This is a genomic window from Tepidimonas sp. (assembly GCF_029335975.1).
GTDB lineage: Bacteria > Pseudomonadota > Gammaproteobacteria > Burkholderiales > Burkholderiaceae_C > Tepidimonas.
In genome coordinates this window covers 1-12,474 of sequence record NZ_JARJMT020000180.1, presented here as the reverse complement: position 1 = coordinate 12,474, position 12,474 = coordinate 1, and the positions used below count along the sequence as shown (strand labels likewise).

The 12,474-nt window shown below is 67.8% G+C and carries 11 protein-coding genes and 1 pseudogene; 6 read left to right on the top strand and 6 right to left on the bottom strand.

Features of this window, described 5'->3' with window-relative positions:
- Positions 1-81: 81 nt before the first annotated feature.
- The 6 genes and pseudogenes from P3W97_RS10120 to rodA all read right to left on the bottom strand — a co-directional run.
- A pseudogene (locus tag P3W97_RS10120) lies at positions 82-250 on the bottom strand (transposase); the annotation flags it as partial.
- Between the two features lie 10 nt (positions 251-260).
- Complete coding sequence (locus tag P3W97_RS10115; RefSeq protein ID WP_300846372.1) at positions 261-521, bottom strand: hypothetical protein; 261 nt, start codon at positions 519-521, stop codon at positions 261-263.
- Between the two features lie 93 nt (positions 522-614).
- Positions 615-935 carry a hypothetical protein gene (locus P3W97_RS10110; RefSeq protein ID WP_300846370.1) on the bottom strand — a complete coding sequence of 107 codons (321 nt, stop codon included), beginning with the start codon at positions 933-935 and terminating at the stop codon, positions 615-617.
- Positions 936-993: 58 nt separating this feature from the next.
- A complete protein-coding gene (locus P3W97_RS10105) occupies positions 994-2,130 on the bottom strand; it encodes a 3-deoxy-7-phosphoheptulonate synthase (protein ID WP_300846368.1) in 1,137 nt (378 codons plus the stop codon).
- A 242-nt stretch (positions 2,131-2,372) separates the two neighbouring features.
- Complete coding sequence (tldD, locus tag P3W97_RS10100) at positions 2,373-3,845, bottom strand: metalloprotease TldD (protein ID WP_300846366.1); 1,473 nt, start codon at positions 3,843-3,845, stop codon at positions 2,373-2,375.
- A 41-nt stretch (positions 3,846-3,886) separates the two neighbouring features.
- Positions 3,887-5,044, bottom strand: a complete 1,158-nt coding sequence (gene rodA, locus P3W97_RS10095; protein ID WP_300846364.1) for a rod shape-determining protein RodA — start codon at positions 5,042-5,044, stop codon at positions 3,887-3,889.
- Between the two features lie 24 nt (positions 5,045-5,068).
- On the opposite strand from rodA, the gene P3W97_RS10090 reads away from it, so the two are divergent.
- From P3W97_RS10090 to P3W97_RS10065, 6 genes are all read left to right on the top strand, one after another.
- Complete coding sequence (locus tag P3W97_RS10090) at positions 5,069-5,680, top strand: YqiA/YcfP family alpha/beta fold hydrolase (protein ID WP_300846362.1); 612 nt, start codon at positions 5,069-5,071, stop codon at positions 5,678-5,680.
- A 3-nt stretch (positions 5,681-5,683) separates the two neighbouring features.
- Positions 5,684-7,090, top strand: a complete 1,407-nt coding sequence (gene radA, locus P3W97_RS10085; protein ID WP_300846360.1) for a DNA repair protein RadA — start codon at positions 5,684-5,686, stop codon at positions 7,088-7,090.
- Between the two features lie 130 nt (positions 7,091-7,220).
- Positions 7,221-8,534 (top strand): FAD/NAD(P)-binding oxidoreductase, encoded by a 1,314-nt coding sequence (locus P3W97_RS10080; RefSeq protein WP_300846358.1) that lies wholly within the window; start codon positions 7,221-7,223, stop codon positions 8,532-8,534.
- 106 nt (positions 8,535-8,640) lie between these two features.
- On the top strand, positions 8,641-9,336 hold the full coding sequence (locus tag P3W97_RS10075) for a 7-cyano-7-deazaguanine/7-aminomethyl-7-deazaguanine transporter (RefSeq protein WP_300846356.1): 696 nt from the start codon (positions 8,641-8,643) through the stop codon (positions 9,334-9,336).
- A 119-nt stretch (positions 9,337-9,455) separates the two neighbouring features.
- Positions 9,456-11,519, top strand: coding sequence for an RNB domain-containing ribonuclease (locus P3W97_RS10070; RefSeq protein WP_300846374.1), 2,064 nt, complete (start codon positions 9,456-9,458; stop codon positions 11,517-11,519).
- 23 nt (positions 11,520-11,542) lie between these two features.
- A complete protein-coding gene (locus P3W97_RS10065; RefSeq protein ID WP_300846354.1) occupies positions 11,543-12,418 on the top strand; it encodes an energy transducer TonB in 876 nt (291 codons plus the stop codon).
- The last annotated feature ends 56 nt before the right edge of the window (positions 12,419-12,474 follow it).

Here is a 12,474-nt window from a genome sequence, read left to right as displayed (position 1 = left end):
GGCGGTCATGCCGTACTCGCTGAGCCTGGCCGTCATGGCCTGGCTGGCGTACTGGCTGCCACGGTCGCTGTGACAGAGCACGCCGGCGCCCACGCGCTTGCCCGCCTCGGCCGCCTTCGCCCAGTTGCGCAGCGCCTGTTCGACCAGGCCCAGCTCCCTGGCGGCCACCACGATGCCCACCGCCTAGGCGTGCTCGACGGCCTGTTCCTTGAACCTCGGCCGTGAGCTCCTGCTTCGGAATTGTCTTCATCTCTCGTCCTTCAGGTCTCGATGCCTACCATCGGCTCCTGGAAGACGAAAAACGGCGGGCAGCTCAAACCACCGTCCAGCCCGAAATGAGGCCAAAACGCCTGCGCGGGCCAAAACGCCTGCGCGAGCCGACGACGCGGCTCCCTGCGACCGAGCAGGACCAAATAAGCCAACAAAAGCGCGCTGCGGGGATCGCGTTTGCACAACGGCACGACGGAGCCGGCCGCGTCGACCAGCGCAGCTCCCCCCCAGAACGTCAGCCAACGGACCACGATGGAGTCCTTCCGGCCCTGATCACCGCCCTAGGCACCGTCATCGAGCAAGACCCGCCACCGACTCGCGGCCAATGCGCACACCGACGCGATTCAGTAGCCGACGGACATGCCGGGCACATCCACCTTGATGACCGGCTTGGCCAGCAGGCTGCTGGCCGCGCGGGCATAGACCATGGCCCACGGCCGGTGCGCGGGATCGGAGAAGCGCACCTCACCGACGGCCTGAGCGATGGCCAGCAGCTTGTCCGCCGTGAGCACCTTGCCGCTCAAGCGCAACGGCTCACAGCCCAACTCGGTAAATTGCTGATCCAGCCACTGGCGCGCCAGGTCGTGCGGCATGGGCTGCACCTCGTCGAGGTCGAGGGTGTATTCGCGGTCGGCCCCGAAGTGAACGATCACATGGTTGCGCATGGCGACTTCCGTTGGATCAGAAAATGACGCCAATCGTACACGCTGGCGCGCTCGGCCGTCAGCGCCGGCGCGTGCGGCGTGCCGCCACCGCATCGGCCAGCGTCTGCAGCACCTGCACCGACGCCTCCCAATCGATGCATGCGTCGGTGATGCTGCGGCCGTATTCCAGCGCAGACGGATCGTCCTTGCCCGGGGTAAATTTCTGCGCGCCGGCATGCAGATGGCTCTCGACCATGACGCCAAACACCCGGTCGGAGCCGCCAGACAGCTGCTGTGCGATGTCGCGCGCGACCTCGATCTGGCGCTCGTGTTGCTTTTGGCTGTTGCCGTGGCTGCAGTCGATCATCACACGCGCGGGCAGCTTGGCGTCGGCCAGTTGTCGGCAGGCGATGGCGACACTGTCGGCATCGTAGTTCGGCAGTTTGCCGCCGCGCAAGATAACATGGCAGTCCGGATTGCCCTTGGTGTGCACGATGGCCACCTGACCGTTTTTGTGCACCGACAGGAAGTGGTGCGGCCGGCTGGCGGCCAGGATGGCATCGGTGGCGATGCGGATATTGCCGTCGGTGCCGTTCTTGAAGCCGATCGGTGCCGACAGGCCCGAGGCCAGCTCGCGATGCACCTGGCTCTCGGTGGTGCGCGCCCCGATCGCACCCCACGAGATCAAGTCAGCGATGTACTGCGGGCTGATGACATCGAGGAATTCACTGGCCGCCGGCAGCCCCAGGCGGTTGATCTCGATCAGCAACTGGCGCGCGATACGCAGCCCCTCGTCGATGCGAAAGCTCTCGTCCAGATACGGATCGTTGATCAAGCCCTTCCAGCCCACCGTGGTGCGCGGCTTTTCGAAGTAGACGCGCATGACGATTTCGAGCCGGTCGGCGAAGCGATCGCGCTGCTCTTTCAGGCGCCGCGCATACTCCATGGCCGCAGCCGGATCGTGGATCGAGCACGGCCCGATGATGACCAGCAGCCGGTCGTCTTTGCCATGCAAAATCTGGTGGATGGTACGGCGGGTGTGGGTGATGAGCTTTTCGATCGCGGTGCCGCGGATCGGAAAGAAACGGATCAGGTGCTCGGGCGGCGGCAGCACGGTGATGTCCTCGATGCGTTGGTCGTCGGTCTGGCTGGTGCGGTCGGCCGGATGGGGATACCAGACATCGGTGTTGCTGGCCTTGGTGGGGCTCGGACTCATGGCGGGGACTCTCCTTCGAGGGAGTTAAACGGGGGCAGAACAGGCGAAAAAAAACCGCCGGTGGGGACCGACGGTTTGGAGTTCAGGGGCTTTTACTGGGCGCATTCAGACCTCTCTGCCGTCGGTGACGCATGAGAACCAAAAGTAGCCAAAGTAAAAACCGCGCTTTTGTACCTGCATGACAGCCAATATAACACAGCTAGTATAACGGCGGGCTGAGCGTTTACGGCTGCGCCGCCGATTCAGGCGGTCCCCCCGACTGTCAGGCCATCCAGCCGCAGCGTCGGCTGGCCCACCCCGACCGGCACGCTCTGGCCCTCCTTGCCGCAGGTGCCCACCCCACTGTCGAGTGCCAGGTCGTTGCCGATCATGACCACCCGCTTGAGCGCCTCCGGTCCGCTGCCGATGAGGGTCGCACCCTTGACCGGATAGAGCGGTCGGCCGTTTTCCACCCACCATGCGCTGCTGGCCGAAAACACGAATTTGCCGCTGGTGATGTCCACCTGCCCGCCGCCGAAGTGGGTGGCATACAGACCCCGGCGCACACTGGCGAGGATCTCCTGCGGATCGCAGTCGCCGGCCAGCATATAGGTGTTGGTCATGCGCGGCATGGGCAGGTGCGCGTAGCTCTCGCGCCGGCCGTTGCCGGTGGGCGCAGCCCCCATCAAGCGGGCATTGAGCCGGTCCTGGATATAGCCACGCAAAATACCATCCTCGATCAGCACCGTGCGCTGGCTGGCACAGCCCTCGTCATCCACATTGAGCGATCCACGTCGGCCCTCGATCGTGCCGTCGTCCAGCACCGTCACCCCCTTGGCGGCCACCCGCTCGCCGATGCGGCCGGCAAATGCACTGGAGCCTTTGCGGTTGAAGTCGCCCTCCAGCCCGTGGCCCACCGCCTCGTGCAGCAACACGCCGGGCCAGCCGGGGCCCAGCACGACCGTCATCTCGCCCGCCGGGGCGGGGCGCGATTCCAGGTTGGTCAGCGCGGCTTGCACGGCCTCGTCCACATAGCGCATCAGCACGCCGTCGTCGAAGTGGTCCAGTCCAAACCGCCCGCCTCCGCCGGAGGAGCCAACCTCGCGCCGCTCACCGTGCTGCGCAATCACGGTCAGCGACAGCCGCACCAGCGGGCGCACATCCGCAGCCAGCACACCGTCGGCGCGCGCCACCAACACCACGTCATATTCGGCCGCCAGCCCTGCCATCACCTGCACGATGCGCGGATCGCGCCCACGCGCCATGCGCTCGATCTTCTCCAGCAACGCCACCTTGGCCGCGCTGTCCAGCGTGCCGATCGGGTCGTGCGCGGCGTACAACTGGCGCGAAGGAGCCACCACAGCACGCGGGCGACGCCGGCTGAGACGGGCAGTCTGGCTGCCCCCCTGGCGGCCGATGGCGCGCACGCTCTGCGCTGCCTCATGCAGCGCAGCCCAAGACAAATCATCGGAGTAGGCAAACGCCGTCTTGTCGCCACTGACTGCGCGCACGCCCACGCCTTGGTCGATGCTGAAGCTGCCGCTCTTGACGATACCCTCCTCCAGGCTCCAGCCCTCGCTGCGGGTGTACTGAAAGTACAGATCGGCATCGTCGACACCCGGGGCGAGAATGGCCGACAGCGCGCGGCGCAAATGGCCCTCATCCAAGCCATACGGCTCGAGCAGCAGGGAGCGCGCCGTGGCCAGGCGCTGCAGAGTCGGTTCAACGGCAATCATGCACGGATTGTAGGCAGCGCGGCCAAACCCGCAACGACGGCTCAGGCCGGCACCAGCCGCTTGTGGCGCCCGACCGACAGGATGATGCCCAGGCTGGCGCCGAGCGACACCATCGCCGTCCCCCCATAGCTCAAAAATGGCAGCGGCACCCCCACCACCGGCAGAATGCCGCTGACCATGCCCATGTTGACGAAGGCATAGACAAATTGCACCAGGATCAACGCCCCGGCCAGCAGGCGGCCAAACAGCGTGGAAGCGTTGGCAGCCAACATCAGGCCACGCGCCACGAAATAGGTGTAGGCCGCCAACAAGCCCAGCACGCCCAGAAAGCCGAATTCCTCGGAAAACGCAGCGAAGATAAAGTCTGTGCTGCGCTCGGGCACGAAGTCCAGATGCGTCTGGGTACCCTGCATGAAGCCTTTGCCCCACAGCCCCCCCGAGCCGATGGCGATCATGCCCTGCAGAATGTGAAAACCCTTGCCCAACGGATCCTTGGTGGGGTCGAGCAGCGTACAGACGCGCTGGCGCTGATACTCATGCAGCACCACCCAGTCCACACCCGGCGCGCACCACTGCGGCTCCATCACGATCAGGGTGACCACGCCCACGGCCGCCAACACCAGGGGCGGCACGATCAGCTTCCAGCTCAGGCCAGCAAAAAAGATCACGAACAGGCCCGAGGCCAGCACCAGCAGGGCTGTCCCCAGATCGGGTTGCTTCAGGATCAGCCCAACGGGTACGGCCAGCAAAGCCCCAGCAACCAAAAAGTCCCATGTGCCCAGCCGCCCCTCGCGGTGCTGAAACCACCAGGCCAGCATCAGCGGCATGGCGATCTTCATCAGCTCGCTGGGCTGGATGGCGATGACGCCCAGATCCAACCAGCGCTGCGCACCTTTGCGCGTCACGCCAAACAGCTCCACGGCAAGCAACAGAACGACCCCCACCCCATAGGCCGGCACGGCCAGCGCCTGCAGCCGCTGAGGGGGAATCTGCGACACCACCCACATGACGCCCGCGGCGATCAGCAGATTGCGCAAATGGTCCAGATAACGCCCCGCAATGTCGTGCGCCACGGAGTACATGACCACTTGGCCGATCGCGGCCAGCAACGCGACTGCGAGCAAAAACTGCCCATCGAAGCCGCGCACCCACGGCGCGATGCGGCTGAGCACAGGGGGTTTTTGGATGACGACGGCCATGAGAGCTGGATTATCCTGCGCGCCATGGATGCCCCGGCTTCTACCCCCGTCCCGTCCGCCACGCACCTGCTGTACCTACACGGCTTTCGCTCGAGTCCGCGCTCGTTCAAGGCGCAGCGCCTGGCGGCGCAGCTGGCCGCGCGCCACCCGCAGGTGCACTGGGCCTGCCCGCAACTGCCGGCCAGCCCGGCCGCCGCCTGGGCCCTGATCGAGGCCACCGTGGCCGCTTGGCCGAAGGCGACCGCCGCCGTGGTCGGCTCCTCGCTCGGCGGTTTCTACGCCAGCCGGCTGGCGGCGCAGCGCGGTTGGCGCGCCGTGCTGATCAACCCCGCCGTCGATCCGGCGCGGGACCTCGCGCGCCACATCGGCGAGCACCCGGCGTGGCACGACCCGGCCGAGCGCATCTTCTTCCGCCCCGAATACGTGGACGAGCTGCGCCAGCTCGCCATCGGCGCACTGCCGCACCCCGAGCGCGTGCTGCTGATCGCCGCCACCGGTGATGAGGTGCTCGACTGGCGCGAGATGGTGGCGCGCTACCCTGGCAGCCACCACCATATCGTGCCCGGCAGCGACCACGCGCTGAGCGACTTCGACGCCCACCTGCCCGTGCTGCTGGCGCATCTGGGACTGGCCTGAGCCATGACCAAGGATCGCACCCGCTTTCTCTGCCGCAGTTGCGGCGGCAGCACCCCGCGCTGGCACGGGCGCTGCCCGCACTGCGGCGCTTGGAACTCACTGGAAGAGACGGTCCTGGCCCCGCAACCCCCCGCTGCGGCGCGCACACGCATGAGCGCCCTGCGGCAGGGGCTGGCGGCGGAGGGGACGCTGGCGCGGCTGGCCGACATCGAGGCTGCAGATGTCGCGCGCACACCCACCGGGCTGCCCGAGCTCGACCGGGTACTCGGCGGTGGCGTGGTACCCGGTGCGGTGGTGCTCATCGGCGGCGACCCGGGCATCGGCAAATCGACCCTGTTGCTGCAAGCGCTGGATGCGCTGCAGCGCACCGGGCTGGCGACGCTGTATGTGACTGGCGAGGAAAGCGGCGCGCAGGTGGCCCTGCGGGCGCGCCGACTGGGCCTAAACGACAGCCAGGTGCCGGTGTTGGCGGAGATCCGGCTGGAGGCGATCCTGGCCCTGCTGCAGCAGCAACGCCCTGCGGTGGCGGTGATCGACTCGATTCAGACCGTCTACACCGAACAGCTCACCTCGGCCCCGGGCTCGGTGGCACAGGTGCGCGAATGCGCCGCGCTGCTGACGCGCACCGCCAAAGACAGCGGCGCCACCCTGGTGCTGGTCGGCCATGTCACCAAGGACGGAGCGCTCGCCGGCCCGCGCGTGCTGGAGCACATGGTGGACACGGTGCTGTATTTCGAGGGCGACGCGCACAGCAGCTTTCGCCTGGTGCGGGCAATCAAAAATCGCTTCGGCGCGGTCAGCGAGCTGGGCGTGTTTGCGATGACCGAGCGGGGCCTCAGAGGCGTGGGCAACCCGAGCGCGCTGTTTTTGAGTCAGCATCGCGAACCGGTGCCGGGCAGCTGCGTGCTGGCCACGCTGGAGGGCACGCGCCCGCTGTTGGTGGAAGTGCAGGCGTTGGTAGACGCCGGCGGTCCCGCTCCACGGCGCTTGAGCGTCGGCCTGGAGCGCGATCGCCTGGCGATGCTGCTGGCGGTGCTGCACCGCCACGCCGGCATCGCCACCAGCGATCAGGATGTGTTCGTCAATGCCGTCGGCGGCGTGCGCATCGCCGAGCCAGCGGCGGACCTGGCGGTGCTGCTGGCCGTCGCCAGCAGCCTGAGCGGGCGCGCGCTGCCGCGCGGCTTCGTTGCTTTCGGCGAGGTGGGCCTGGCCGGCGAAGTGCGCCCGGCGCAGCGCGGGCAGGAGCGGCTGAAAGAGGCCGCCAAGCTTGGCATGACGGTCGCGGTGGTGCCCACGGCCAACCTGCCGCGCAAGCCCGACGCCGCGTTTGTGCGCGCCACCGAGGGTCTGGCGCTGCACGGCGTAGCGCGCGTCGAGGAGGCGCTGGAGGTGGTGCGGGGCTTGGGGTGACGACGCGCGTCTGGCTGCGGGTAATCCCTGGTTACGCCGGGGCCCTCTGTTCCTACGATACCGATACCCAGTACGGCTTGCGTTTCGTCAAGCCTGCGCAGTCATCACCCGCCGCATCAGGAGGAAGCCCATGACACCAAGCCCGCACAACTTGCCCTCTACCTTGTCCGAAGCGAACGGCGCCAACACCCCCCCGTGGCAGCGCCGACGCTTGCTGCAAGCCGGTTTAGCGGCCGGCTCCGCGGCGTGGTTGGCCGGATGCGGCAGCATCATCGGACAGGCGCGCCCCCAGGTGGTGGTGGTGGGCGGGGGCTGGGGTGGACTTGGCGCGGTGCGCGCACTGGCGGCGCAGCCGGGGATCGACATCGCGCTGGTGGAGCCCAACGAGCGCTTCATGTCCTGCCCAATGAGTGGGCACTATGTGGCCACCGTCGGCAAGCTGGAAGACCTGCTGCACGGCTATGAGCGTGTCGATGCGCTGCCGGGGGTCAAGCGGATACGCGATCGCGTGCAGGCCATCGAGCGGGACCGGCGCGAGGTCGCATTGGCCAGCGGCCAGCGGCTGCGCTATGACTATCTGGTTCTGTCGCCCGGCATCGAGTACATGGAGGAGAGCCTGCCCGGCTTTGCCGCCGCGCGCGAGGCGCTGCCGGTGGGCTTTCGCGCTTTCGAACACCCGGCGGTACGCGCGCAGGTGGAGCGCTTTTTGGGCCAAGGCGGCACCTTCGTGATGAGTGCACCCAAGCCGCCGTATCGTTGTCCGCCGGCGCCGTACGAGCGGGCGATGCTGATTGCCGAGCAGGTCAAGCGGCGTGGCGTGCGCGGCAAGATCGTCTTTTTGGATGCCAATGCAGCACCGACACCAGCGCCGACCGCGCAGCCGATTCTGGGGGCGCTCAAGGCCTATGCCGACATCATCGACTACCGCTCCAACGTCGAGTTGCAGGCGGTCGATGCCGGCCAGCGCACGCTGCAAACCAGCGAGGGCGCGCTGCGTTTCGATCATGCCAACCTGGTGCTGCCGATGCGCGCCCATCCGCTGATCCGGCAATCGGGCTTGGGCCAGCGCTGGGCCGAGGTGGAGCTGCCCACCTTTCAAGCCAAGGCCGATGGGCGGATTTTCGTCATCGGTGATGCGCAGGGCAGTCCGCAGCCCAAGAGCGGTCAAGTCGCCTTCGGTCAGGGCCGTGCGGTCGGCGAGGAGATCGCGCGGCGTCTGCGCGGCGAGGCTGCCCCTGCCACGCAGGGCGAAATCGATCTGCCCCTGGGCATTTGCTGGGCCGCCACCTCGCACGACGAGGCGATCAACGTCAATGTCGTCACGACGTTCAAGCCGGGCGAGGCGCCCAAGTTGCGCTTTACCGTCGATCCGCAGCCCAGCGCGCGCTCTGGCAGCGCCGCCTGGAGCTGGGCGCGCGGCATCTGGCGCACGATGCTCGGCTGACGCCCGTGCCCAGCGCGCAGCGCGCTGTAGTACAGTTCGCGTCTTCCAAGCCGGCCACAGCGGCCGGCGTGGGTTCCCTTACCCCACTCATCAAAAAGGATTGTCGATGGACTTCGTTGCCGCGGCGGCGACGCCGCACTCCGCTTACTCGCTTTCCCCGCAGCGGATGCCGCGCGTGCTGGCGGTGCTGGCGCTGCTGCATATGCTGGTCATCACTGCCAGCAATGTGCTGGTGCAGCTGCCGTTTCAGATCGGCAGCGTACACACCACCTGGGGAGCGTTCACCTTCCCGCTCGTGTTCGTGCTGACGGATCTGACGGTGCGGCTGCTCGGCCCCACCGCGGCGCGGCGCGTGGTCGCGCGGGTCATGCTGCCGGCGTTGCTCGCCTCCTACTTGGTGTCGGTGCTGTTCGTCGACGGTCGGTTCGCCGGCTGGTCGGGGTTGACGACGTTCAACGATGTCGTCTTCCGTATCGCGCTGGCAAGTTTTGCGGCCTATGGGGTTGGCCAACTCACCGACATTGCGGTGTTTGCTCGCTTGCGCCGGCTGCGCGCATGGTGGGTGGCGCCGGCGGCCTCCACCACCGTCGGCGGGTGGATCGATACCTTCGTCTTTTTTTCGGCGGCATTTTGGCGCAGCTCCGACGCCTTCATGGCCGAACACTGGGTCGAAATCGCCACCGTGGACTATGCCACCAAGCTCGCTTTCAGCCTGCTGGCGCTGCTGCCGCTGTACCGCGCTGCGCTGCGCGCGCTGTTGCGCCGACTGCCCGCCGCACCCCTTGCTCCCCAGGGCGTTTGACCCGAGCGGCTGATGGTGAGCCGACTCGCTCAGGTGCCGTGTCGTTACACTAGCCGCTTTCCCTGTCAACTGGGGCGGACGCATGGCGACCGCCTCCACAGCGCGCGAGATTGTCTACCTTGTTCGCCTTGTTCGACGACGCCGGCAAGCTCAATGCCGGCCGCATCCTGTCCAGCGCCGATGCATCGGTCCAGGTCGAATTGGACTCGGGCCGCCGGCTCAAAGTCAAGGGCGCCCTTGTGCTGCTGACCTTCGAGCAGCCAGCGCCGGCGGCGCTGCTGGAGCAGGCCGCGGCGTTGGCGGCCGATATCGACCTCGACCTTGCATGGGAGTTCGCACCGGAGGACGAATTCGGCTTCGCGGAGCTGGCGGCGCTCTACTTCGACGATCCGCCGAGCGTGGTGCAACAGACGGCCACATTGCTCAAGTTACACGAGGCGCCGCACTACTTTCGACGCGCGGGCAAGGGCGGGCGCTTTCGCAAGGCGTCGGCGGAGGTGCTGCAGCAGGCGCTGGCCGCCATCGAGCGCAAGAAGGCCGTACAGGCACAAATCGATGCATGGGCAGCCGAGCTGGTGGCCGGCCGCTGCCCCGAGCCCGTGCGCGCGCAGCTCTACCGCATCCTGTTTCGCCCAGACAAGAACGCGCCCGAGTACAAGGCCGTGGTGCACGCTGCGCGCGAGTCGCACCTGGCACCGCTGGCGCTGCTGCAGCGCGCCGGGGCCATCACCAGCGCCTACCAGTTTCACTGGCAGCGTTTTTTGTTCGAGTATTTTCCGCGCGGCACCGGCTTTGCGGACCTGTCGGCACCTCCCCTGCCCGAGGACCTGCCGCTGGCCGACGGGGTAGCGGCGTTCTCGATCGACGACTCCAGCACCACCGAAATCGACGATGCGCTGAGCATACAGGGTCTGGGCAGCGGCACGGTGACGCTGGGCATCCACATCGCCGCGCCGGCGTTGGCGATCGCGCCGGACAGTGCATTGGACGCCGTGGCGCGCCAGCGCCTGTCCACGGTTTATATGCCGGGGCACAAGATCACGATGCTGCCCGACGCGGTGGTCCAGGCCTACACCTTGTTGGAGGGGGCCCCGCGCCCGGCGGTGTCGCTCTACCTGACGATTGACGAGGCGACGCTGGAGATCCACGGCGCGACGACGCGGCTGGAGCGCGTGCCGATCGCACATAACCTGCGCCATGACCAGCTCGACACCGTGGTGACGGCGGCATGGCTGGACGACCCGGCGCGCGCGCCCGAGGCGCCGCCCGAAGTGGCCGCGCTGCACGCGCCGTTGGCCTTCCTGTGGCGGCTGGCGCAGGCGTGCAAGGCGCGACGCGAGGCGGTGCGGGGTCGGCCCGAGACCTTCACCCGACCGGACTACACCTTCAAGCTGGAGGGCGTCACGGGCCCGGAGCCGAGTGGCGAGGAGACGGTGCTCATCGGCACGCGTGCACGGGGTGCGCCGTTGGACCTGATGGTGGCCGAGGCCATGATCCTGGCCAACAGCCACTGGGGCCAGTGGCTGGCCAGCCTGGGCGTACCGGGGATTTACCGCAGCCAGGCGAGCCTGGCCCCCGGCATCAAGGTGCGCATGGGCACCAAAGCCCTGCCGCACGCCGGCATCGGCGTGCCCTGTTACCTGTGGAGCACCTCGCCGCTGCGGCGCTACACGGACCTGGTCAACCAGTGGCAGATCGTGGCCTGCGCGCGCCACGGCGCTGCCGCCGCGCTGGCTGCCCCGTTCAAGCCCAAGGACACGTCGCTGCTGGCCATCATCAGCGCATTCGACGCCGCCTACACGGCCTATGGCCAGTTCCAGAGCACGATGGAGCGCTACTGGACGCTGCGCTACCTGCGCCAGCAGGGCATCGCCGAGCTGCAGGCCGCATACCTGAAGGACAATTTGGTGCGCGCAGAGACTCTGCCACTGGTGTTGACGGCACTGGGCACCGATGGGCTGCAACGCGGCGAGCGGGTGCGCGTGCGGCTGGGCGCCCTCGACGAAATCACGCTGGAGGCAAGCGGCACAGTGATCGAGAAGCTGGGCGACGTCGAAGCCGTCGCCGAATCCGACGACACGCTGGAGGGCGAGGTGGAAGCACCGCTGGCTGCGCCGCTGGCGATCGCCGTGGCCGTGGAGGACGCGGACGACGGCGCGCCACCGGCAGCCCCTGCCCCGTAGCGCACGCAGGGAGCGAGCCGCCGATGGTCCTGCCCCGTGCCCTCGCATCGCTGTCCGCCCGCTTTCGCGCCGACCCGCTGCCGTGGGCGCTGGCGCTGTCCGTGACGGTGCACGCGGCGGTGCTGACGGTGCGGTTTGCGCCGCCCTTACGGCCAGAGCGGGTGCTGCAGGACACCCCGCTGGAGGTCATCCTCGTCAACGCGCGGGGGGAACGAGCCCCCGAACGGCCGCAAGCCATCGCCCAGGCAAATCTGGCCGGTGGTGGACAGGCCCGCGCGGCTCGGGCCACCTCGCCACTGTCACCCGCCATGCAGATGCAGGCTGGCGACGCCCTGGACGATGAGGAGCAGCGCATCGAAGCGATGAAAGCGCGGCAAAGCCAGCTGTTGGCTCAACTGCGCCAGGAGATCGCCCGGTTGAGCGCCCCCGAAGCCGCCGACGCCAGCGACGCCCAGGCGCGCGAGCAGCGCCGTCAGGCCCTGCTCAAGACCCTGGCCGAAATCGAAAAGCGCATCAACGAGGAAAATGCCCGCCCGCGCAAGCGCTACATCAGCCCGGCCACGCGCGAGGAAATCTATGCCCTGTACTACGACGAGCTGCGCCGGCGCATCGAGGATCGGGGCACGGCGCAATTCCCCGAACAGGGCGGACGCAAGCTGTACGGCGAGCTGACCATGGCCATCACCGTCAACCACGACGGTCGCGTGCTCGACACCGAGGTGGTGCAGGGCTCGGGTATCCCGCCCCTGGACAGCCGGGCGCAAGCGATCGTGCGCAGCCTGCAGTTTGCGCGCTTCAGCCAGGCCATGCGCCAGCGCGCCGACCAAATCGTGGTGGTGTCGCGCTTTCGCTTCACGCGCGACGCAGGGCTGCAAACCCAGATCAGCGATACCCACTGACCCCCTGGTCCCGACGACGGCACGCTGCCATGTCTGCCCCGCCCCGCCGCACACCG